The following is a 23,655-nucleotide window of genomic DNA, read 5'->3' as shown; positions in this document are numbered from 1 at the left end:
GCATTATGAGTGTTGAAACCTTTGTACCAAGTACAAAACTCATTTCGCTAACTGACAGTGCCGTTAAGCATTTCGAAAGTAAGCTTAAAGACAAGCCTGGTCAGTTAATTCGTTTATCGACAAAAGTAAGCGGCTGCACAGGTTACGCTTATGTACTTGATTTCGCAGACAGCGCACAAGCGGATGATGAAATCATCGAGATATCACCAATGCTAAATGTGGCAGTAGCATCAGACGCGACAGAGCTTTTACGTAATACAGAAATAGATTACGTAATGGAAGGCGTTAACGGCGTGATCAAATACAACAACCCTAACGTGGTTGACGAATGCGGTTGTGGCGAGAGCTTTAACGTAGGTTAATGGTTAAGGCCAGCAATAAAATAGGCACTAAGTAGTATATGAAGCAGAAGATGGTGACTACTGAGCGCGACTGTAAAGCGCGTTTAGTACCCGCGGGTAACCCAACCGTTATTCCTGAAGGCGAGTTTGTGAATATCACGCAAGAGCTCGGTGGTAATTACACGGTTACGTGGCGTGGAAACATGTATCGTATTGACGGTACAGACGCGGGGGCCATTGGCCGCAAAGCTATGACGCTGAGCTTCGATGCACCAGAAGACGGTAACATTAGCGAACAGCAGGTGTGGGACGCGTTAGAGACCATCTTTGACCCAGAAATCCCTATTAACTTGGTGTCGCTTGGCCTTATTTACAAAGTAGACATCGACCAAGCCTCAGGTGATGTGAACATTGATATGACGCTAACTGCACCTGGTTGCGGTATGGGGCCAGTACTTGTTGGTGACGTGGAATATCGTGTTGCTATGGTGCCTCACGTTAAGAATGTGAATGTTGAGTTGGTCTTCGACCCAGCATGGTCACGCGAAATGATGAGTGAAGAGGCGCAGCTTGAAGCCGGGCTGTTTTTCTAAGTTGTATTTTTACAACATTTTCAATTTACCTTTTACAGTTTAAACGGAAATAACCATGCAATTACCTAGCAGTGATGAAATTATTGATGATTTAGCGTTCTTCGACGATTGGGAACAGCGTTATCAGTACATTATCGACTTAGGTAAATCGATCCCTGGTTTATCTGAAGAGGCAAAAACGCCAGAGCGTTTAGTAAAAGGGTGTCAGAGCAGTGTATGGCTCGTTGAGTCATACGATGGCAACAAAATTACCTTCGATGTCGACAGCGACGCGGTTATTGTCCAAGGCCTTTTAGCGCTTGTGTTGGCGGCCTACAACGACAAAACCCCCAGCGATATCATTGCATTTGATATTGATGGCTACTTTGAAGCGTTGGATTTAGAGCGCCACATTACTCCAACACGCGGTAACGGTTTACGCGCTATCGTGGGTAAAATTCAAGAGCTTGCAAAAGCCAACGCATAAGTTGTTAACACCGATATTCGCCTGACAGGTATTTCTAACTAAGTGCCTGTCAGCGCAATGTAATGTGTACATTGTCATCATATTGTCATATACCATGCGCTACTCTAGCGCTAGCTTTGCCCTTAAAAACAATACTTTAAGTTTCATTTCACATAGGCTCTAGTCAAGCTGGTATTTATTGCCTATAATTCGCGACCAAAATTTTTAAAGATACATACTATTTGTTTGGAGAGAGAACATGGCTCTTGAGCGTACTTTTTCGATTATCAAGCCTGATGCGGTAGCTAAAAACGTTATCGGTGCAATTTACAACCGTTTCGAATCTGCAGGTCTTCGCATTGTGGCATCTAAGATGATCCACATGAGCAAAGAGCAAGCAGAAGGTTTCTATGCAGAACACAAAGAGCGTCCTTTCTTCGGCGCACTTGTAGACTTCATGACCTCTGGTCCAGTTATGGTTCAAGTACTAGAAGGCGAAAACGCTGTTCTAGCTAACCGTGAAATCATGGGCGCGACTAACCCAGCTGATGCAGCTGCAGGTACACTTCGCTCTGACTACGCAGCGTCTATCGACGAAAACGCAGTTCACGGTTCTGACGCACCTGAGTCAGCAGCACGCGAAATCGCATACTTCTTCTCTGAAGAAGAAATCTGCCCACGTACTCGCTAAGATTACAGAAGCAGAGAAACGGGGCCTAAAGGCCCCGTTTTTGTTTCTATTTAGGCATACTAAACTACGCGTCTCGCCCATAGCCAAACTTAACCTTTCTCTGCGTTAAATCGGCTTTTTCTCAAATCTCATCTGTGGTAAAATCCGCGCAAATTTTAATCAGCGCTTTTCTTTTTCTTAAATGTCGCTCAAGACATAGTCGAATCGCTGGTTTTTACACCATATTCAGCAGTAAGAGGGGTATCCCTCGAAGGTAAAAGGGTCATCTTATTCATGGCAAAAACTAACTTATTAAACTTAAATCGCGAAGGCTTGCGCAATTTCTTTAAGGAAATGGGCGAGAAACCATTTCGTGCCGACCAGGTAATGAAGTGGATTTACCAGCACGGTATTAGCGATTTCGAGGAAATGAGTAACCTAAATAAAAACCTTCGCGCGATGCTCATTGAAAACTGCGAAATTAAAGCGCCTGAAATTGCGTACTTCCAAGAAGCGAGCGACGGTACTATTAAGTTTGCGCTTACCCTTGAAGGTGGTCAGGAAGTTGAATCTGTGTGGATCCCTGAAACAGACCGCGCAACGCTTTGCGTATCATCACAGGTTGGTTGTGCACTAGAATGCACATTCTGCTCGACTGCGCAGCAAGGTTTTAACCGTAACCTAAGCGTTAGCGAAATTATTGGTCAGGTTTGGCGTGTTGCTACCTTCCTTGGATTATCAAAAGATTCTAGCAAACGCCCAATTACTAACGTAGTGATGATGGGCATGGGTGAGCCGTTGCTTAACCTTAAAAACGTAGTGCCGGCTATGGACATCATGTTAGACGACTTTGGCTTTGGTTTGTCAAAACGTCGCGTTACCTTAAGTACATCAGGTGTTGTGCCTGCACTTGATATGTTAGGCGACCAAATTGATGTGGCGTTAGCAATATCGCTTCATGCGCCAACAGACGAGTTGCGCAATGAAATTGTGCCTATCAATAAAAAATACAACATTGAAGCATTCTTGGCTGGCGTGCGTCGCTATCTAGAAAAGTCAAAAGCAAACCAAGGTCGTGTTACTGTTGAGTACGTTATGCTGTCAAACATCAATGACAGTACTGAACAAGCGCATCAGTTGGCAAAAGTATTAAAAGACACACCAAGTAAAATAAACTTAATACCTTTTAATCCATACCCGGGTTCACCTTACACTTGCTCGAGTAACTCACGCATCGATAGGTTTGCAAAAGTGCTTATGGAATATGGGTTTACCACCGTTGTGCGCAAAACACGGGGTGACGATATCGACGCTGCTTGTGGTCAATTAGTGGGTGATGTCGTCGATAGAACGAAAAGATTATTAAAAAAACAGATGAAGGGCGAAGCAATTTCGGTAAAAATGGCCCAATAATCATTAAGATATTAGGGTAAGACTATGCTAGCGGAATTGCAATCAGGGCTAAAGAATACATTACTCGGTGCTGCCTTAGTGGCGGCACTTGCCAGTACAGGGTGTGTCAGTAATGATCCATCGGGTGTCTACGGCGGTAATTTCGATAGGGAAGAGGCTGCCAAAACACGCATGTCGCTTGGTCTTACCTACCTACAAAACAACAACTATTCTCAGGCCAAGAAAAATCTCGATAAAGCGCTTGAATTCAATCCCCGTTCTGCAGACGTTCAATATGCGATGGCGTATTACTACCAACTCGTTGGCGACAACCAGCGCGCAGAATCTTTTTATGAAGCGGCTATTGATTTGGCGCCCAATAATGGGGATATCGCCAACAGCTATGGCGCGTTTAAATGCCAAAATGGTCAATACGAGCAGGCCAAAACTTACTTTTTCGACGCCATCAATAACCGCCTTTACTCGAACGCTGCGCAAACCTATGAAAACTTGGCGTTGTGCGCACAAAGCCAAGGGCAATTAGAAGAGGCGATAGGTTATTTCAACGAGGCGCTAAAACACCAGCCCGCGCGTGGAAAAAGCCTATTCTTACTTACTGAACTTTATGTTGTCTCTGAGCAGTATGATTTAGCGAAAGCGACCTTAGATAAATATGAAAAGGTGGCGCGAGTCACTCCTGATTCACTGTGGTTAGCGTATGAAATAGCTAAAGGGCAGGGGGATTTTGAAACAGCCAAAGGTTACGGCGACATGATGGTATCGGTGTACCCAGATAATGCATTGACGAAACGCTACGTGGAAGATAGCAAGTCGCTTCAACGCAAAGTTGTGAAAACCGTAAAGTCTACTCAATCTGAAAATGTATTAAGTTCGGGTCAAAAAGCGAATGTAGCTGAAGTTAAAACAGCCATTGTTGCAAAAAGTGATGAGCAAGCGCCAGAATCAACGCAAACCGAATCAACGGAACCTGAATCCACCTCTCAAAGCACATTTGCGACAGACACAGATACCTCTAATGATCAAAATACTGAATTATCTGAACAAACAGCTAAAATCCATGTAGTAAAACCCGGCGAAAACTTATATCGTATTTCTCTATTACACAATATCAAAATGGCGACGCTGCGAGAGTGGAATAACCTAGACAATACTGGCGCTATAATTGCTGGTCAGTCGCTTTGGTTAGTACCACCTAATATGCAGGAGGAATAAGATTTAATGGTGTCAGAAGAAAACGCGAAACATGATGTAAATTCGCAACAACAAGAAAGCACGCCAAGTCCAGGGGCCATGCTGAAAGCGCGACGCGAAACGCTTGGCCTTTCTCAACAGGATATCGCTGATAAGCTATTTTTAAAAGTAAACCAAATCAATGATTTAGAGTGTGATGTTATTGACGAAAAGTCGTCAGTCACCTTTACCAAAGGCTATGTAAGAAATTATGCCAAACAATTAGGACTCGATTCTCAAGCCGTCATTGAAGCCTTTGAGCGTTATCATAATCAAACGTCGGTACCTTCATCGGAGAAGCTTCAGAGCTTTTCGAAACGTGTCGCAAAACAGACACATGACGACCGTTGGATGATGGTGACTTATATTATACTGCTGCTTATCATTGCAGGCGTGGTTGCATGGTGGTACCAGCAACCAAGTGATGACACTGTTTCCGATCTCACATTGCCTGAAGCCGTTAAGCGCGAAGCCGCTAATACACCCATTCCTTCACAACCCGCTGACGACAATATTGAGTTTGCTGAAAGCGCGATAGATGATGAGCCTAGCGAGAGTGATTTATCTTCAGAAAATGAAGTGACTGAAGGTGCGCAGCCATCAACGGATTTATCGAGTTTGGATAATGATGGGTTCACACAAGAAGGTGACTTGGATGACGGTGCGATATCATCACCTGATACGGCGGTGAATGATAGCAATAATCTGACAAACTTACTGAATAGTGATGCTGTAGAATCAGAACCTTCGCTTGAGTTGTCTAGCGATGCAGCGCCGATTTCAATGTCATTCACTTTTGATGATGATTGCTGGGTAAATATTAAAGATGCCACGGGCGAGGCAATTGCCTATGGTGTTAAGCAAAAAGGTCGAGTAATGGAAATTCAGGGCGTACCTCCTGTTGAAGTTACGCTCGGCGCACCGGATAATGTGCGCATATCAGTTAATGGCGAGTCTGTTGATATTTCTTCATACCAAAACGGTAGAACAGCTCGTTTCACACTTCCCATGTAGGTAAATAGATGTTTGCAGAAAGCCCTATTAAGCGCAGAAAGTCTACGCGTATTAATGTAGGAAATGTTCCCATTGGCGATGGTGCCCCCATTGCTGTTCAATCAATGACAAACACGCGTACCACAGATGTGGCTGCGACTGTCGATCAAATAAACCGTATAGTTGCTGTAGGTGGTGAGATCGTTCGTGTATCTGTGCCTACCATGGAAGCGGCTGAAGCATTTAAAGAGATTAAAAAGCAGGTGAGTGTGCCACTTGTGGCCGACATTCATTTTGATTACCGCATAGCGCTTAAGGTTGCCGAATATGGTGTGGACTGCTTGCGTATAAACCCAGGTAACATAGGAAATATGGAGCGTGTTCGCTCTGTTGTTGATTGTGCCAAAGACAAAAACATTCCTATTCGTATTGGGGTAAACGGTGGCTCGTTAGAGAAAGACTTACAAGAGAAGTACGGTGAGCCAACACCCGAAGCGCTAGTTGAATCGGCTATGCGACACGTAGATATTCTCGATAAGCTTAATTTTGACCAATTTAAAGTAAGCGTAAAAGCATCAGATGTCTTTTTGGCAGTAGGAGCATATCGTTTATTGGCACAAAAAATAGACCAGCCGTTGCATCTTGGCATCACTGAGGCCGGTGGGCAGCGAGCAGGTGCTGTGAAAAGTGCGGTTGGTTTAGGAATGCTGTTAGCTGAAGGTATTGGCGATACATTACGCGTATCACTTGCTGCCGACCCAGTAGAAGAAATTAAAGTAGGCTTTGATATTCTAAAGTCGCTGCGTATTCGCTCTCGCGGTATCAACTTTATTGCTTGTCCTAGTTGTTCAAGACAAGAGTTCGATGTTATCGGTACGGTCAATGCGTTGGAGCAGCGCTTAGAAGATATTCTAACGCCTATGGATGTTTCTATAATTGGCTGCGTAGTTAACGGTCCCGGCGAGGCTGAGGTTTCAGATCTAGGGCTTACGGGAGCGCGTAATATGAGCGGCCTGTATGAAGACGGTAAACGTGTAAAAGAACGTCTTGCTAATGATGACCTAGTCGACAAATTAGAAGCGAAGATCCGCGCCAAAGCTGCGCGAATGAGCGATGAAAACAAAATTCAGGTTTCTGTAAAAGAATAAGCCAGTTTTTGTTCATTGTTGTTTACTTCCAAAGCCCCTATAATGCGGGGCTTTTCCCCATTTAGCAGTATGAGAATTTCACGTGGCTAAGACTATTCAGGCAATTCGAGGCATGAATGACTGCCTACCGGAGATTTCCGGCACATGGCAAAAGGTAGAATCTGTACTTCGTCAAGTTGTGGCGAACTACGGCTACCAAGAAATACGCACTCCCATTGTTGAAAGCACAGATTTATTTAAACGTTCAATCGGTGAAGTAACCGATATCGTTGAAAAAGAAATGTACACTTTTGAAGACCGTAACGGCGATAGCTTGACTTTGCGCCCTGAAGGCACGGCAAGTTGTGTACGTGCGGGTAACGAGCACGGCCTTCTTTATAATCAACAACAGCGCTTATGGTACATGGGGCCCATGTTCCGTCATGAACGTCCTCAAAAAGGTCGCTATCGTCAGTTTCACCAATTCGGTGTTGAAACCTATGGTATGGATGGCCCAGATATCGACCTAGAAGTCATTTTACTGAGTGCTCGTTTGTGGAAGGCGTTTGGTATTGAGCAACACGTTAAGTTAGAAATTAACACGTTAGGCTCAAACGAAGCGCGTGCTGCATATCGCGACACCTTGGTGGCGTTCCTCAAGGAAAGAGCTGACCAACTAGATGAAGACTCTTTACGTCGTTTAGAAACAAATCCACTTCGTGTATTAGATAGCAAAAATCCTGATGTGCAGGCAGCCATTGCTGACGCACCAGCACTTATTGACCATTTAGATGAAGAATCAAAAGTGCATTTCGATACATTGTGTAATCGATTAACACAGGCTGGCATTGAGTTTGAAGTAAACCCTCGTCTAGTACGCGGGCTTGATTACTACAACCGTACTGTTTTTGAATGGGTGACAGATAGCTTAGGTGCACAAGGCACTGTGTGTGCTGGCGGTCGTTACGACGGCCTTGTGGAGCAATTGGGGGGTAAAGCAACCCCAGCAGTTGGTTTTGCCATGGGCATAGAACGTCTGGTACTGTTGCTGACCACATTGACAGAAGAAGGGCAAGATACCAGTTTTGCTGATGTCTACGTAACAGCAATGGGTGATGACGCACAATCCTATGCCATTGAAGTTGCTGAGCACCTTCGCAATGCATTGCCAACTGTGCGCATCATGATGCACTGCGGCGGTGGTAACTTTAAGAAACAACTTAAGCGTGCGGATAAAACCGGCGCTCGTCTAGCGCTGCTATTAGGCTCAGACGAAATGCAGTCACGTGTGGTGGGCATTAAACCACTTCGCGATGGGCAAGAGCAGATAACCGCAAGCTTCGACACGTTAGCAGAAAAAGTGTCAGAGATGCTAAGCGCGTAATATTAAGAGGACATCATGGAACAGTTCGCAACAGAAGAACAACAAGTAGAAGCGATTAAGCGTTTTTGGAAAGAGCATGGCACCGCAATTATAGTAGGCGCACTGCTTGGTCTAGGTGGTCTTTATGGCTGGCGTGCCTATTCAGAAGCCCAGATTGAAAGTAAAGAAGCGGCATCAGTTGCTTATCAGGAAGCTGTCGAGACTTTCGGTAATGAAGGTAGCGACGCGAAAGTGAAAGCGTTTATCGAAGAAAATAAAGACAGCGGATATGCTAGTGCGGCAAGCCTTCTTGCAGCAAAGCAAGCTGTTGATGCAGGTGATCTAGATAGCGCAGCTTCTCACCTAAATACGGTTGTTACTTTTGCAGAAAGCGATGAATTAAAAGCATTGGCGTCACTTCGTCTTGCTCGAGTTCAAATTGAAATGAACCAGCTTGACGCTGCGTTGTCTACGCTTAGCAATGTAACTAACGACGCATTCTCAGCAGAAGTTTCTGAATTAAAAGGCGATGTGTATCAAAAGCAAAATAAATTTGATGACGCTCGCTTAGCTTACTCAAGTGCGTTAGAAAAAAATGCCAACAACCCGCTTTTAGAAATGAAGCTAGATAATCTTTCCGTGGCACAACCACAGTAAGACGCGGGCCGATAGGCAAGGATAAAAAATAAAGAGGTACGCAATTTGTTTCACAATACGTGTGGCCGCAGAGGTCGATTTGTTCGCACGATAGGTATGGCGCTTGCCGTGTCGATTACTATGTCAGGCTGTTCGACGGTTTCAGACTGGTTTGCGGATGAAGAAGAGTTAGAAATACGTAAACTAAAGCCGATTGAAGCGAAATTTCAACCTAAGCTTAACTGGGAGCGCGACATCGGTGACGGTGTAGAACATTATTTCTCTCGCTTACGTCCAGTTTATGCGTACGACAAACTCTATGCTGCTGACCGTCACGGTGCTGTAGTTGCAATGGAGCCTACTACAGGTAAAGTTATTTGGCAGAAAAACTTCGCACAGTTTCGCGACGAAGGCATGATGAGTTCAGTAACGCGTTTATGGCGCAGTGGCGAAACAGCGCGTATCGGTGGTATTGCTGTTGCTGAAAAGCTTGTGTTCATTGGTACTGAGAATGGTTATGTTGCAGCGCTTGATGCCGAGTCCGGCGAGTTGGTGTGGGATGCGACTGTGCCTGGTGAAGTGCTTGCAGCTCCTGCAATAGACGAAGGTATTCTTGTGGTGAATACGGGCGCAGGCAGCTTGTTTGGCTTTAGAACCCGTGATGGTGAGCAGTTGTGGCGCCATGAAGGGGATACGCCTCCGCTAACGCTTCGCGGAATCTCTGGGCCTATCGCGTCAAACGGCGGTGCGATTATTGGTACGCCTACAGGTAAAATACAGGTAAATCTAATCGACTCTGGTGTGCTTGCGTGGGAAACCGTTATTGCTACACCAACAGGCGCAACGGAATTGGAGCGTATCGTAGATATAGACACCACACCAATTCTGTTTGGCGGTACGATTTACACCGTTAGTTACAATGGTACTTTGGCTGCGGTTGAATTGCGTACAGGGCGTGTTATCTGGAAACGTGAATATGCGTCGTTTAGAAACCTCACACTAGATGGCAACAAGATTTTCGTTGTTGATAACAACTCGAATGTGTATGCACTAGATAGACGTAACGGTGTTGAGTTATGGTCGCAAAGTGGGTTGAAGCTTCGTTCACTTACAGCAGCAACACCAGTAGGCGAACACGTAGTTGTGGGTGATAACTGGGGCTTCCTACATTGGATAGAACAAGAAAGTGGTAAAATAGTTGCTCGCCTAGATGTTGGCGGTGACGATGAAGATGACGCTATTTTTGCTGCGCCACTAGAAGTTAACAATACCGTGGTAGCGGTAACTAGAACAGGTACTGTAGCCTCGGTAAGCATTTCGCAATAAATTACCTAGCACTTTATTAAAGCGGCGATGTAACCTAACGGTTGTATCGCCGTTTTTGTTTTTACGCGCAGTTTCAGTTGTTTTTAAGACCCTGGGCAATCGCTTTCTTGCCGATTGGTATTAGAAAGTGAACAGGGTATAATGCGCCCATTCTCAAAAGCTGCATATCACATTACCGATTTACTAAAGCGTTAATTCGGTCAATTTGCGGCTTATGCTTTTAGCTTTCATGACCTTTAGGATCTGATAAATGTTACCCGTTGTTGCTTTGGTCGGCCGCCCCAATGTTGGCAAGTCGACCTTGTTTAATCGTCTTACCAATACCCGAGATGCACTTGTTGCGGACTACCCGGGCCTAACGCGTGACCGCAAATACGGCCAGGCGAAATTTGATAGACGCCAATTTATTGTAGTAGACACTGGCGGGATTACGGGTGACGAAGAAGGCATTGATGCGGAAATGGCACAACAGTCTTTGCTTGCTATCGAAGAAGCTGATGTTGTGATGTTCCTGGTTGATGCGCGCGCAGGCTTGTTACCTGCTGACCAAGGTATTGCCGATCACCTACGCCGTATCAATAAAAAGGTGTTTGTGGTTGCCAATAAAGTGGACGGTATTGATGGCGACAGCGAAAGTGCCGAGTTTTATTCCCTAGGTTTGGGTGAAATTAAGCAGATCGCCGCTGCCCATGGTCGTGGTGTTAGCCAATTATTGCAGGATGCCCTCGCGCCATTGGAATCTGAATTTCCTGATATGGAAGTGGTAGAAGAAACACCACAAGAAGATGAAGACGCTGAAACGCAACGTCAACGACTGCAAGAATTGCCAATAAAGCTTGCGATCGTGGGTAAGCCTAATGTAGGTAAGTCTACTCTCACTAATCGAATCTTAGGTGAGGAACGTGTGGTGGTTTACGACATGCCAGGTACCACCCGTGACAGTGTATATATTCCTATGGAACGCGACGAGCGCGAGTATATCTTGATTGATACCGCAGGCGTTAGAAAGCGTAAGAAAATCAGTGAAGCCGTTGAGAAGTTCTCAATCGTTAAAACATTACAAGCGATTGAAGAAGCGAATGTGGTCCTTCTTGTGATTGATGCAAGGGAAGGAATTACCGATCAGGATTTGAGTCTACTTGGCTTTGTCCTAAACTCAGGTCGCTCTTTGGTGGTAGCGGTTAATAAGTGGGACGGGCTTAGCACTGACATTAAAGATGAAATAAAACGCGAAATGGATAGACGCCTGGGCTTTATCGACTTTGCCCGAATTCACTTTATCTCAGCACTTCACGGTTCTGGCGTGGGTAATTTATTTGAGTCTGTCCAAGAAGCATACCTAAGTGCAACTAAGCGTATTAACACAGCCTTACTTACGCAAATAATGGAAATGGCTCAAGATGATCACCAACCTCCGTTGGTGAGAGGTCGTCGCGTTAAAATGAAGTATGCCCATGCCGGCGGTTATAACCCTCCGGTTATTGTTATTCACGGAAACCAAGTGGACGACTTGCCAAGCTCTTACAAACGCTTTTTGATGAATTACTTCAGAAAAGCATTAGAGATAATGGGGACACCCATAAAAATTGAATTTAGAGAAGGCAACAACCCGTTTGAGGGTAAGAAAAACAACCTAACGCTTGCACAGCAACGCAAACGTCGCAGAATGATGTCGTATTATAAAGAGAAAAAATAGCCATTTTGCAAATACGTTTGTGTTGTGTCGCAAATAGTGAACAAAAAGACATTTCTAAAAGCCGCGCAAGCGGCTTTTTTGTATCCTCAATTTAAGTATTTGAAACTTAGACTATAAAATTTTTAGAAATAGAAGGCCGCACGTTATCAATTGGCAACACTTCAGTTGCTCCTTATTTACAATCAAGTGTAAGTATTACCCAAAAGTATAAATTTTAAAAAATGCAATTAATTATTCTTAACCTTTGTATCGCACTGGTGACGGGCGTTTGCGTTAGGCGCAGTTGATGGTGTCTTTCTTGCAGTTTGAAGTGACGTCTTTTACAGACGGTGAAGTATTAGGACACAACACTAAAAAACGATTAGGAAGAAAATTATGAAGAAGCAAGCTTTAGCTGCAGCCATTTTAGCATGCACCGCCATGTCATCAAATGCCGCAATAATCACGCAAGAAGTTTCATTTGGGCAACAGGGCAGCCCGTTTGATGTTGCTGATGTGTCACCGCTTTCACAAAGTTTATTTTTGGATGCATTTGACCAGACTTTGGGTGTGCTAAACGCCGTTAATATTATGGTGTTTGGGCAGATAGACAGCGAAGGAACATCAGTGAATGGTAGTGCAGAGCCTGGTAGAACAGATGTTGAGATTTTCCTTGCCTCTGATTGGCAGGTGTCAAGTGCAGCCGCTGATACATTTACTTTTGCATCAGCAAATTTTGTAAATCCTTTTGTATCAGCGCAAAGTTCTGCGCCAGGTACATTTACAATGTTACCTAATGATCCATCTGCGTCTTTCATGTTTGATGTTTCATCAGGTGAACGTAACGGCATGTTGTCAAATGTGGATATATCTGCATTCTTGCAAGGTTCACAAGTTGAATTCTTATTTACCACAGACGCAAGAACTAATATCTTCAATCAAGTTCAAGGTGGAACGGGAAGCTTTGCAAATGACTTCTCAACTGGTTCGTGGGGGAAAGTTGCGGTTGAATTTGATTATACGCCTAATGCTGTCAGCGTATCTGAGCCAGCAGCGCTCAGTCTATTTGGCGCTGGCCTAGTATTGCTTCTTTCTAATAGAAGAAAACAGCGCAAGCAATAATTACTGCTGTATCAGAAATTAGGGTACGGACTAGCCATTAGCAGTACTAGTCTGGCTCTGGTTCAACACCAATACTTAAATTCCGCATTCAGTAAGCTCACCACTTGTAGGCTATCTCTGCTAGTCGGTAGCGTTTTGCGGCACCACACTTTAAGGTACTAGAATGTCAGTAAGAAGGCTTCACCAATCAACTACGCCGCTTAAGAAAAACCAGGTTTATAATTGGTTTGATAGATATAAGCCGCAAAGCGAAACTAAAATCTACACCATTAGAAATGACGTCAAGCCTAAAGAAAGCTTTGTTCAACGGTTTGTGAGACGTACAGTTGATGAGTACTAGTTGATTTGCTTTGATAACATCTCGCGAATATTCTTCATTAAGGGCGACTCTTTTGGCACCTGGACGTGTGTTATCAGCTCATTGACGAGTGGGTCTGAAAAATGTGTGGGAAAAGTAGTCGCGACCTTAACAAATTTGTCTTCTTTGCGAAAAACGTAGGTAGATGCATAAATTGGATCTGCCGTCTCAGATTCAGCCTTTAGCCCCAAACGCCATCCTTGAATGGTCGGATTTACCGAATAAGGTGACGCAGGATCTGATAAACTCAAGGTTAGCTGTTGCGCAGATGCCACCGAGTTTGCTTTCTCGTAATCCTGATCTAGCTGGCTGTTTAGTAATAAATTCACTTCTGTATCTAGAGAATCTAAAATTGGATAAACCGTTACGTCGACTAAGGCATCTTCGTAAGATGGATGCGTGTATCGAGTGATTGCTCCACTAAACGGGTCTGCATAAAGCTGGGTATCAAGTTTGGTGAAATCTCCGACTCTTTCTGGAACAGTAAGGCTGCTTTCGTAGTTACTTGCATCTAAAGCCGAGTAAAGGTATCGCGTCGAAAATATATCGCGAACCTTTATGTGTTCAACCCACTGCATAACTAATTCGCTAGCAAGCTGGTCTTTTGAAGAAGCGCGTTGTGCAGTGTTAAACATTGCACTGTCAATTTCGATGCCGCGCCACTGCAGTGTAAACTCAACAAATTGCGAGCTTAAGTCAATCTCGCTGTGGCCCACATTCGCTATAAGTAGTTCGTAGTCACTTCCTTCGGCAAATGGTGTTAATGCACTGAAAACCCGAGTGGTTTGAATTGCATTAATCAACGTTGTGGGCGCAATTGCATCTTCGCTACATGACGCTGTTAGCGTAGATTGTGAGCACAACGATTCAAGCGCTTCACTGGGGTATGTTGAAAACACGGACACTGAATTATTTATCTGCTGACTGTTCGCCTGATGTCCGAACAATGTACAAACAGACAACAGCAGCACGGCACTAAATACGTGTTTAGTGCGAGGTTTAACCTTCTGTCTGTTTTCTGCTGCACTCATTACGTGATAATCACGTGATGAGCTCGAGTCAGTGGTGTATGGTGCCATGTTGTCGCAGCATTCCTATTGCTGGTGAATACCTGTTACTGTACTGGTTATTTCGCCATCAGTCACTCGCGTTTTTATCTCATCGCCAATATTTACAGTTGCTACTTTGTTAACCGTATCTTTATCTGACAATGTAATTGAGTAGCCTCTTGCTAGCGTAGAGAGCGGGCTTACCGACTGTAAGAGTGACACTTTGCCTCCAAGTTCACTTTTTTTCGCTTTTATAAATGCCTGCATTGCGCTGTTAAGACGGCTCTGCTCGCTCGATAATTTGTTTTGTGCTGCGGCAAGCTTTGATGCAGGTGATTGCTGAGTTAGTCTGGAGACTAGAGAATGCAACTGTCTGTCACATCGAGAGATGTCACGTTGAATCTGATGCTGTAGTCTCAATTGCAACCTATCTAGGGTCTGCCACTGATGTTGTATTTTACTTTGTGGATGCAGGGCGTTTAGTCGTTGATTCTGTAACTTCAATCGCTGTTTATTGGTTTCAATGACGTGATAAATAGCGCGACCTAAACGCTGTTGATGTTGTGCAATTAATGCATACAGTGCTTTGGCATCTTGGCTTAAAATCTCGGCAGCTGCGGATGGGGTAGGGGCTCTTACATCTGCCACAAAATCAGATATTGTAAAGTCTACCTCGTGCCCTACAGCACTTACCACAGGAAGCTCACTAAGGGCTATTTCGCGGGCCAGTCGTTCATCATTGAAACACCACAAATCTTCAAGTGAGCCACCACCACGCGTGAGCAAGATAACGTCAACTTCATTGCGCTGGTTTGCAGTTTGAAGTGCATGAATAAGCTGTGTCGGTGCAGTATCACCTTGGACCATTGAGGGGTAGACAATGACTTCCGTCTGCGGGCTTCTACGTTTTAAAACGCTTAGTACATCGTGAAGCGCAGCGCCGCTAGAAGACGTAATGACACCAATTCGATTGATTTTTTCAGGAAGCGGGCGCTTGCGAGCAGCATCAAACAGGCCTTCATTATTTAACTTAAATTTTAGCGCTTCAAAGGCTTGTTTTAACGCACCCTCGCCATCGCTTTCCATGTGCTCAACCACAAGCTGATAGTCGCCACGTGCCTCATAAAGCCCAACGGATGCGCGCACTAGTATTTTGTCACCCTCTTTCGGGCGAATACGCACATTGCGATTTGCGCCTTTAAACATTGCTGCGCGAACTTGCGCTTTATTATCTTTTAGCGTGAAGTACCAATGTCCTGACGCAGCGGCAACAAAATTGGAGATTTCTGCCGATAGCCAGATAAGGCCAATTTCACCTTCTAGTACGGTTCTGGCTAAGCGATTTAGCTTAGTAACTGTTAAAATTTGTCGAGAGGTAGATGGCGAATTTGTAAACATAAAAAAAATCACTGGGTTTAATACATTTAGAGTTTACCTGAAAACTAAAAAACACTACAATTGCGCCGCAATTAACCCTCAACTGAATAGGTGTTGTTGCATGCTACGTATCATCCAAGAAGCCCTGACGTTCGACGATGTGTTGCTGGTTCCCGGCCACTCGACCGTCCTCCCTCACACAGCCAACTTACAAACACGCCTTACGCGTGGCGTAACGTTAAATATTCCAATGGTGTCTGCAGCCATGGACACGGTTTCTGAAGCCCGTCTAGCTATTGCGCTAGCGCAAGAGGGTGGTATTGGATTTATTCATAAAAACATGAAGCCTGAAGAGCAAGCTAAGCACGTACGTGAAGTGAAGAAGTACGAAAGTGGTGTGGTCTCTGATCCGGTAACCGTGTCACAGGACGCGACAATTGGCGAAGTCATTGCACTTTCTAAGCGCCTTGGTTACTCAGGTTTTCCTGTAACTGATGAAGATAACAACCTTATCGGTATTGTAACAGGTCGTGATCTACGTTTTGAAAAACGTCTTGAATTGCCAATCAGCAACGTAATGACCGGTAAGGATGATCTGGTTACAGTTAAAGAAGGCGCAAGTTCAGACCAAGTACTAGACCTTATGCATGAGCATCGAATTGAAAAAATCCTCGTGGTTGACGATGCTTTTAAACTAACAGGTCTTATTACGGTTAAAGACTTCCAAAAAGCGGAAAACAAGCCAAACGCATGTAAAGACTCACTAGGTCGTCTTCGCGTGGGTGCAGCAGTGAGTGTTGGCCCAGGTACTGACGAGCGTATCGCGCTATTAGTAGATGCTGGTGTTGATGTGTTGCTTATCGATACATCACACGGTCACTCACAAGGTGTTATCGATCGCGTTAAGAAAGTACGCGCTGACTTCCCAGATGTGCAAATTATTGCAGGTAACGTAGCAACAGGTGATGGTGCGAAAGCACTGGCAGAAGCTGGTGTTGATGCGGTTAAAGTGGGTATTGGCCCTGGCTCAATTTGTACTACGCGTATTGTTACAGGATGCGGTGTACCACAAATTACTGCAGTGTCAGATGCTGTTGAAGCGCTTAAAGACACCAATATTCCTGTCATTGCTGACGGTGGTATTCGTTTCTCAGGTGACATCGCTAAAGCCCTAGCCGCTGGCGCGAGCTGTGTAATGGTGGGCAGCATGTTAGCCGGTACAGAAGAAGCGCCTGGTGAAGTAGAGCTATACCAAGGTCGTTATTATAAGTCTTATCGCGGTATGGGCTCACTCGGTGCAATGAACCAAAGCCACGGTTCATCAGACCGTTATTTCCAAGAATCTAATAATGCAGAAAAGCTCGTGCCTGAAGGTATTGAAGGTCGCGTTGCATACAAAGGCCCAATTGCGAACATTATTCACCAACAAATGGGTGGCTTGCGTTCAGCAATGGGGTTAACGGGTTGTGCAACTATTGAAGAGCTCAACACCAAAGCACAGTTTGTTCGTGTAACATCAGCCGGTATGGGCGAGAGCCACGTGCACGATGTAAGCATTACCAAAGAAGCGCCAAACTACCGTTTAGGTTAAGGCGAGTTACCACTCAGCGTGGTCATAGTGTTTGACACAACCACGCTGTAAACCCATCCATGGGAGCTTGGCCTCGGCATCCATGCCTTGGACAGGCTGTTTACAAACACTTTGCCCACGCTATATCGCGACACGTTGCTTAGTGGTTGGAAAGAGAAAAAGGCTTTTTATGAGTTTAAACATACACGCTCAACGCATACTTATTTTGGATTTTGGCTCGCAATACACGCAGTTGATAGCACGTCGTGTTCGCGAAATTGGTGTTTACTGTGAGCTTTGGGCTTGGGATGTGACCGAAGAGCAGATCCGCGAATTTAATCCGCAAGGCATTATTTTGTCAGGTGGCCCAGAGTCAGTGACTGAAGCAGGTTCTCCGCGTGCGCCGCAATACGTTTTCGAAGCGGGCGTACCCGTACTAGGTGTGTGCTATGGCATGCAAACTATGGCTGAGCAATTAGGCGGCGCGGTACAGGGTTCTGACAAGCGCGAGTTTGGTTATGCGCAAGTTGAAGTTATCAAGCCAAGCCCGCTGTTGGACAAAATTGAAGACGCCATTAGTGACAATGGCTCGGCATTACTTGATGTATGGATGAGCCATGGCGATAAAGTAGCGTCTATTCCAGCTGGATTTGAAACTGTTGCGCAAACGCCATCGTGTCCGCATGCGGCAATGTATAACGAAGAAAAGCAGTTCTACGGCGTACAATTCCACCCTGAAGTAACACATACACGCCAAGGTATGCGTTTACTTACCCATTTCATTATGGATATCTGTAAGTGCGAGAAGCTTTGGACCGCTGGTGCCATTATTGACGATGCCATTGAGCGTATTAAAGAAAAAGTGGGTGATGAAGAAGTTATTCTTGGACTTTCTGGTGGAGTTGATTCATCAGTCACGGCTATGCTTCTTCACCGTGCAATCGGCAAAAATCTGACGTGTGTTTTCGTAGATAACGGCTTATTGCGTTTAAATGAAGCTGACCAAGTAATGGAAATGTTCGGCGATCATTTCGGACTTAACATCATTCGCGTTGATGCTGAGGACAGATTCCTTGAGCGTCTTAAAGGCATTGAAGACCCTGAACTTAAGCGCAAAGCCATTGGTAATGAGTTCGTTCGTGTATTCGATGAAGAAGCAGGCAAGCGTGAGAACGCGAAATGGCTAGCACAAGGTACGATTTACCCTGACGTGATTGAGTCTGCTGGCTCTGCAACGGGCAAAGCGCATGTCATTAAGTCGCACCACAACGTGGGCGGCCTTCCAGAAGATATGGAACTAGGTCTTGTTGAGCCGCTGCGCGAACTATTTAAAGACGAAGTACGCAAAATTGGTCTCGAGCTAGGTTTGCCGTATGACATGCTTTACCGTCACCCGTTCCCTGGGCCAGGTCTTGGTGTTCGTGTACTTGGCGAAATAAAGAAAGAATATTGCGATTTATTACGTCGTGCTGACGCTATCTTTATTGAAGAGCTTTATGCAGCCGACCTTTATCAGAAAGTAAGTCAGGCATTTACCGTATTTCTACCAGTGCGCTCAGTAGGCGTAATGGGTGATGCGCGTAAATACGATTGGGTGGTGAGTCTGCGAGCTGTTGAAACCATCGACTTTATGACGGCACATTGGGCACACTTGCCATACGATTTCTTAGGTAAGGTGTCGAACCGTATCATCAATGAAATCGACGGCATTAGCCGCGTGGTTTACGATATTTCTGGTAAGCCGCCTGCGACTATCGAATGGGAATAATTAATCAATAATAATGGATTGATTTATAAGGCTACTTTATTTTTGTAAAGTAGCCTTATATATATGGCCTGCGAAGGTGCTTACTATCGAAAGCCTTTAAGCACAAAACATGTTGGTACGGCTATAGCTAAAGCTAAGAACAAGTTGTCTGATATTACTGCAATGATCAACTCGGGCAAAAAAGGTTTTTTGAATCACAGTCGTGGAGAGCGTTCAGATACATCTAGACAGTCAACAACGGTATGTCGAACTTGGTTTGCTCGGCTAGGGCAGACATTGAAAAATATAACCTCTCTTGAAACTTTACCCCTCATTAACAGTAGTGGATTGAAACACTCACTCTGTCAGTATATTTTACATACAAAAACAGAATAAAAAATATTATTCGAAATATTAGGATCTTATAGATTGGTACGTCTAATGCTTATAACCCTGTTATGCATATCGCATCGAATAGTTAATATAAAATAGGTGTCAATCTAATGAAAAAATTATTCTGTTTTGTACTTTTAAGTCTGATGAGTTTTGTAACTCATTCCGCTATTATCACAGGTATTGCTAATGATTTACTCAAAACGGACGTTAGCAATGACGGTTGGACGATACAATACCAAGGCGCTTACTCGGGCTCTTTTTCTTGGAGTTCACTATTAGCCGGAGTTGATTCATCGAAATATATGGCTTTGGCATCATCTTCTAGTGATGGTGCTACTACATATGATCTATTCGCTGCGATAAAAGTGTCTGATTTTTTAGTACTATCCACTGCTCTAAATGAGACTCAATTGTTCAATGGGGCGTATTGGTACAGAAGTTCAGGAAGTGGCTCTGTAGGTTTTTCACCAACATCTGGAATTTTCCAAAATAGCGCAGATGTTTGTAATTCATCCCTTTTCGGCGATCCTGGTTGTGCCGGTGATGATGGTTCTGAGCGTTTGTCTTGGCATATGAGTAGTAATGATAATGTTTTTGGAGGGTGGAGATCTGGTTTAACTACAAACCTTAACTCTGATAGTACTTGGCAAAGATACGTTCTTTTAATTGACGCTCCACAGCAAGGCCCTACTCCGGCTCCAGAGCCAGGCTCGATTGTTATGATTGGCCTAGGTCTAGCTGGACTGATGGTTCGCCGCAGAATCAAAAAGTAACTAAATTCTATTTTAGGTGCGTAAAACATTTACGCACCATCTTCTTCTTCAGAGCTATCACAACAATAATGTCATTCTCAGCATCAATTCATACCAACAGCTATACATTTGACGCCGAGTCAGTATTCCCGCATCACGAAAAAACACGTAATTATCACAGGAATAATGTTCCGTTCCGGAACTAATTTCGTCACAAAAACGGATTTGCAATAGCGATAACAATACGTGCTTGCCGCACCTTAGGCGCCTCTTCTAGCTCCACGATCGTCACCAATAATAGTGCTTAAAATTATCTACTAGAAAACGACTGACTCCTCCTATTACCTGTAACTTACTTAGAGGTATTAAATGTCCTGAAACGCACAACACGCTCTACAATCTCAAATTTTTTGCAGGTTGTGCGAACTCGTCTATTCTTTCGTTAAGTATTATTGAAAATTAAACTTAAGAAGAATTGACAGGATGTTTTCAAACCTAAACATGGCAAGTTGGCAGTTTAAGCTCTACCTTGTTGGCGCGGTGCCAATTCTGGTGTGCTTGTCTATTGTCGGGTTAGCAGCAAATACACTTTTTTCTCAAAGTGAGTCGCTTCAAGACGCTATCGATGACCTCAAAAGTCGGCAAGATATGGCGTTAACATTCATGGTAGCGAATCTAGCGCTCAATGCCGAAGTAAAGTCGTTGATAGCCGCGTCTTCTCAGGATGATATCAGGCAAAGCGCCATTGCAACTATCAAGGCTACGTCTACGGTTGAGGAAGAGCTAACACATCTAAATAATGCTCTTGGAAATGATCCTAAACTGGTTGAAATGCGCAGTTTGTTTGATGAGATTAAGCCCAGACAAATGCAAGTTATTGGCAAGGCAAAGCGAAATCTAGATGCAGAGGCAATGATTATCGCTAATGAAATGAAGCCGCTGATATCAAGCCTTGAAAAAATAAGCTTAGAACTTGTAAAGCGAGAGTCTGAACAGCTTACACAACTTAAAGAGGCAAATTCTTCACAAAACACGCGTTTGGTTTATACGTTGATAATATTTTGCTGCGTGGGTGGCTTGGTGTCTCTGGGAATTGCACTCTACTTCGGTAAAACGTTGAAAGATAGACTTAATTACGTGCGAAAAGTATTAAATAAGGTCAGTGAAGGCGATTTAACAAGTCGAGTAGAAAAGCGCAGTGAGTGTGAAATAGGCGAAGTAAATGACGCTATTTCTGTCACCATCGACAAACTTGAAAAAACGGTTCATCAGATATCAGACAGAGCAGCAAGCCTATTTAGAAACGTATCAGTTGTAAAAGACGCTACACACCAGTCAATTGAGAATGTAAACGCATTAACCACAACTTATGAACGTATTGATATAAGCGCTAAAACAAATATCGACATAAGTGAACAAACTGCAGAGCAATTGCACATTGCCCAAACGAAGAGCGCAGAAGCGAGCGCCACGGCTTTGCGAGCACTGGAGCAAGCGAAGGTGACCAAGCGTAACATCGCAGAGGTGATTGATGCGATAAACGTATCAAATCAATGTGCTGAGCAAATGGGGCTTGCCGTTCAGAATATCACTTCTATTTCTGAAAACATTGCGGCCATATCAGAACAAACCAACTTACTTGCGCTTAACGCAGCTATAGAGGCAGCAAGAGCAGGGGAGAGCGGTAGAGGTTTTGCGGTCGTTGCGGATGAAGTGAGAAACCTTGCGTCGCGCTCTAATGAGTCGGTTGACGAAATTGCCGCACTTGCTCAACAACTAACATCTAGCGTGACAACGATGGTTACGCAGATGAGTGAAACCAGCAACAAAGTTGAACGTCAGGGGCATGAGTTTGAGTCGACGTTAGACAATATCCTTAATGCGGAGTCACTTATACGCAACAGTGAAGAGCGCATAGAAGAAACATCCTTATTGGGGGATAAACAGCTTGAGGAAACACGTGCGATTATTGCCGCGATGGAAAAGTTAAAAGGCGTTATCGATTCAACTACGCTTTCTGTTGCAGACATGGAAGGGTTATCCGACAGCTTAACCAAATCATCAAGCAGGTTGCAGTCGCTTGTTTCTTATTTCAAATTGATAGGAGATCCCAAGTGAAACGACTTGTATTAGTTGTGCTTTTAGCTGTGTCCTTGCACGCTCTTGCAAACGATTATGTGTATAAAGCAGGGCATCCATCGTTACAAGAATGGCTCCTGCCTAAAGATGTTCCAACGCCCAAAGATAATCCCCTCACACCCGCTAAAGTAGAGCTTGGAAAAATGCTGTTTTTTGATCCTCGATTAAGCGGAGACGGCAATATGTCTTGTGCTTCGTGTCACTCGCCTTTGTTTGGCTGGTCAGATGGTCAGAAAACGGCGAGAGGTCATAAGAGTATGGTGTTGGGCCGTGCATCACCGGTTGTTGTTAATACTGGGTATAACGACATTCAAATGTGGGATGGACGCGAAAAAACATTGGAAGATCAGTCTATCGGACCTATGCGTAATACCGCAGAAATGAATATGGATATCCCAAAGCTCATCGATTTTCTAAGTGAGTCTGAATATAAAGAGCACTTTGAAGAGGCATTTCCCGGCGAGCCCATAGGCGTGGAGCAAATAGCCAAAGCACTTGCGTCTTTTGAACGCACCATTGTCAGCCGAGACTCCCCGTTTGACAACTGGGTAAGAGGCGATGAAAACGCATTGACTGCACAGCAAATCAGAGGTTTTGCGCTATTTGTTGACCCAGATAAAGGAAATTGCGCCGTTTGCCATAGCGCACCAAATTTTACCGATAACGGCTTTCACAATTTGGGGCTCGCGTCCTTTGGTGAAGAGAACCCTGACTTGGGCCGCTATACTCAGCGCCCTTTGCGACTGATGAAAGGCGCCTTTAAAACACCCACTATTCGTGACATAACGCTTTCTGCTCCGTACTTTCACGACGGTAGCGCCGAAACATTGATGGAAGTTGTTGAGCACTACGCCATTGGTGGCGTGGTAAAAGAAAATCGTTCCCCAAATATGAAAACGCTCAACTTATCTCAGCAAGAAAAAGAAGACATTGTCGCTTTTATGGAGTCGCTAACGACACCACCAAAAGCATTTGTTTTACCTATATTGCCTCTTTAAGGATTACGTTTATGTATAGATTTTTCACTGCTCTTGTTTTTTTCAGCTCAACCACTGTATTAGCAAATGACCCCGTAGTAGTGGGGCAAAAAGATAAAGCGTTCACCGTAAGTGAAGTATCGATAAAAGTGGGAGATACCGTGCGCTTTGTAAATGAAGATTCGTTTTTTCACAACGTCTTTTCACTGTCGGATGCGGCCCTTTTTGATTTGGGTTCATTTCCACAGGGGGAGCACCGTGATATTCAATTCGACACAGCAGGAGAAGTGGAGGTTGAGTGTGCGATTCACCCTTCAATGCGAATGGTTATACATGTTGAAGAGCCTGAGGGCTAA

The 23,655-nt window shown here is 44.4% G+C and carries 22 protein-coding genes; 20 read left to right on the top strand and 2 right to left on the bottom strand.

Translation table 11 applies throughout. The features are described from left to right. Window positions 1–5: 5 nt before the first annotated feature. The 14 genes from OZ660_RS13600 (at window position 6) to OZ660_RS13535 (ending at window position 13,274) form a co-directional block, all read left to right on the top strand. Window positions 6–362, top strand: coding sequence for a HesB/IscA family protein (locus OZ660_RS13600; RefSeq protein ID WP_202262046.1), 357 nt, complete (start codon window positions 6–8; stop codon window positions 360–362). A 38-nt stretch (window positions 363–400) separates the two neighbouring features. Further along, window positions 401–934: a putative Fe-S cluster assembly protein SufT gene (gene sufT, locus OZ660_RS13595; RefSeq protein WP_131092201.1), complete on the top strand. Its 534-nt coding sequence runs from the start codon at window positions 401–403 to the stop codon at window positions 932–934. 55 nt (window positions 935–989) lie between these two features. Continuing rightward, window positions 990–1,400 (top strand): SufE family protein, encoded by a 411-nt coding sequence (locus OZ660_RS13590; RefSeq protein WP_159627048.1) that lies wholly within the window; start codon window positions 990–992, stop codon window positions 1,398–1,400. A gap of 238 nt (window positions 1,401–1,638) precedes the next feature. After that, the gene (ndk, locus tag OZ660_RS13585) at window positions 1,639–2,070 is read left to right on the top strand and encodes a nucleoside-diphosphate kinase (RefSeq protein ID WP_012519000.1); all 432 of its coding nucleotides are present in this window, start codon (window positions 1,639–1,641) and stop codon (window positions 2,068–2,070) included. Window positions 2,071–2,343: 273 nt separating this feature from the next. After that, on the top strand, window positions 2,344–3,462 hold the full coding sequence (locus OZ660_RS13580) for a bifunctional tRNA (adenosine(37)-C2)-methyltransferase TrmG/ribosomal RNA large subunit methyltransferase RlmN (protein ID WP_159627047.1): 1,119 nt from the start codon (window positions 2,344–2,346) through the stop codon (window positions 3,460–3,462). A gap of 24 nt (window positions 3,463–3,486) precedes the next feature. Next, on the top strand, window positions 3,487–4,674 hold the full coding sequence (pilW, locus tag OZ660_RS13575; protein ID WP_274741262.1) for a type IV pilus biogenesis/stability protein PilW: 1,188 nt from the start codon (window positions 3,487–3,489) through the stop codon (window positions 4,672–4,674). Between the two features lie 6 nt (window positions 4,675–4,680). Next, window positions 4,681–5,706: a RodZ domain-containing protein gene (locus OZ660_RS13570; protein WP_274741260.1), complete on the top strand. Its 1,026-nt coding sequence runs from the start codon at window positions 4,681–4,683 to the stop codon at window positions 5,704–5,706. A gap of 8 nt (window positions 5,707–5,714) precedes the next feature. After that, complete coding sequence (ispG, locus tag OZ660_RS13565; protein WP_159627044.1) at window positions 5,715–6,833, top strand: flavodoxin-dependent (E)-4-hydroxy-3-methylbut-2-enyl-diphosphate synthase; 1,119 nt, start codon at window positions 5,715–5,717, stop codon at window positions 6,831–6,833. Between the two features lie 82 nt (window positions 6,834–6,915). After that, window positions 6,916–8,196, top strand: a complete 1,281-nt coding sequence (gene hisS / locus OZ660_RS13560) for a histidine--tRNA ligase (RefSeq protein WP_159627043.1) — start codon at window positions 6,916–6,918, stop codon at window positions 8,194–8,196. Window positions 8,197–8,211: 15 nt separating this feature from the next. Then, window positions 8,212–8,832: a YfgM family protein gene (locus OZ660_RS13555; RefSeq protein WP_274741259.1), complete on the top strand. Its 621-nt coding sequence runs from the start codon at window positions 8,212–8,214 to the stop codon at window positions 8,830–8,832. 45 nt (window positions 8,833–8,877) lie between these two features. Beyond that, window positions 8,878–10,137: an outer membrane protein assembly factor BamB gene (gene bamB / locus OZ660_RS13550; protein WP_274741258.1), complete on the top strand. Its 1,260-nt coding sequence runs from the start codon at window positions 8,878–8,880 to the stop codon at window positions 10,135–10,137. Between the two features lie 250 nt (window positions 10,138–10,387). Further along, window positions 10,388–11,833, top strand: a complete 1,446-nt coding sequence (der, locus tag OZ660_RS13545; RefSeq protein ID WP_159627040.1) for a ribosome biogenesis GTPase Der — start codon at window positions 10,388–10,390, stop codon at window positions 11,831–11,833. 375 nt (window positions 11,834–12,208) lie between these two features. After that, window positions 12,209–12,934 carry a choice-of-anchor E domain-containing protein gene (locus OZ660_RS13540; RefSeq protein ID WP_274741257.1) on the top strand — a complete coding sequence of 242 codons (726 nt, stop codon included), beginning with the start codon at window positions 12,209–12,211 and terminating at the stop codon, window positions 12,932–12,934. 163 nt (window positions 12,935–13,097) lie between these two features. Then, on the top strand, window positions 13,098–13,274 hold the full coding sequence (locus OZ660_RS13535) for an exodeoxyribonuclease VII large subunit (RefSeq protein ID WP_226432956.1): 177 nt from the start codon (window positions 13,098–13,100) through the stop codon (window positions 13,272–13,274). Here OZ660_RS13535 and OZ660_RS13530 read toward each other — a convergent pair. Both OZ660_RS13530 and xseA read right to left on the bottom strand, forming a co-directional pair. Continuing rightward, entirely contained in the window at window positions 13,271–14,371 is a 1,101-nt protein-coding gene (locus OZ660_RS13530) for a hypothetical protein (protein ID WP_274741256.1), read from the bottom strand. The genes OZ660_RS13535 and OZ660_RS13530 overlap by 4 nt on opposite strands. A 15-nt stretch (window positions 14,372–14,386) precedes the next feature. Then, window positions 14,387–15,739, bottom strand: a complete 1,353-nt coding sequence (xseA, locus tag OZ660_RS13525) for an exodeoxyribonuclease VII large subunit (RefSeq protein WP_274741255.1) — start codon at window positions 15,737–15,739, stop codon at window positions 14,387–14,389. Between the two features lie 100 nt (window positions 15,740–15,839). On the opposite strand from xseA, the gene guaB reads away from it, so the two are divergent. The 6 genes from guaB to OZ660_RS13495 all read left to right on the top strand — a co-directional run bounded on the left by guaB (window position 15,840) and on the right by OZ660_RS13495 (window position 23,655). Then, the gene (gene guaB, locus OZ660_RS13520; RefSeq protein ID WP_274741254.1) at window positions 15,840–17,309 is read left to right on the top strand and encodes an IMP dehydrogenase; all 1,470 of its coding nucleotides are present in this window, start codon (window positions 15,840–15,842) and stop codon (window positions 17,307–17,309) included. Between the two features lie 169 nt (window positions 17,310–17,478). Beyond that, a complete protein-coding gene (gene guaA / locus OZ660_RS13515; protein ID WP_274741253.1) occupies window positions 17,479–19,056 on the top strand; it encodes a glutamine-hydrolyzing GMP synthase in 1,578 nt (525 codons plus the stop codon). Between the two features lie 482 nt (window positions 19,057–19,538). Beyond that, window positions 19,539–20,204, top strand: coding sequence for a PEP-CTERM sorting domain-containing protein (locus OZ660_RS13510; RefSeq protein ID WP_274741252.1), 666 nt, complete (start codon window positions 19,539–19,541; stop codon window positions 20,202–20,204). A gap of 462 nt (window positions 20,205–20,666) precedes the next feature. After that, on the top strand, window positions 20,667–22,301 hold the full coding sequence (locus tag OZ660_RS13505) for a methyl-accepting chemotaxis protein (RefSeq protein ID WP_274741251.1): 1,635 nt from the start codon (window positions 20,667–20,669) through the stop codon (window positions 22,299–22,301). After that, window positions 22,298–23,320 carry a cytochrome-c peroxidase gene (locus OZ660_RS13500; RefSeq protein WP_274741250.1) on the top strand — a complete coding sequence of 341 codons (1,023 nt, stop codon included), beginning with the start codon at window positions 22,298–22,300 and terminating at the stop codon, window positions 23,318–23,320. The genes OZ660_RS13505 and OZ660_RS13500 overlap by 4 nt, the downstream gene beginning before the upstream one ends. Window positions 23,321–23,331: 11 nt before the next feature. Continuing rightward, window positions 23,332–23,655, top strand: a complete 324-nt coding sequence (locus tag OZ660_RS13495; protein ID WP_274741249.1) for a plastocyanin/azurin family copper-binding protein — start codon at window positions 23,332–23,334, stop codon at window positions 23,653–23,655.

This window comes from Alteromonas sp. 009811495 (assembly GCF_028865455.1).
In the GTDB taxonomy this organism is placed as follows: Bacteria; Pseudomonadota; Gammaproteobacteria; order Enterobacterales; family Alteromonadaceae; genus Alteromonas.
This window is presented reverse-complemented; position numbering and strand designations above follow the sequence as displayed.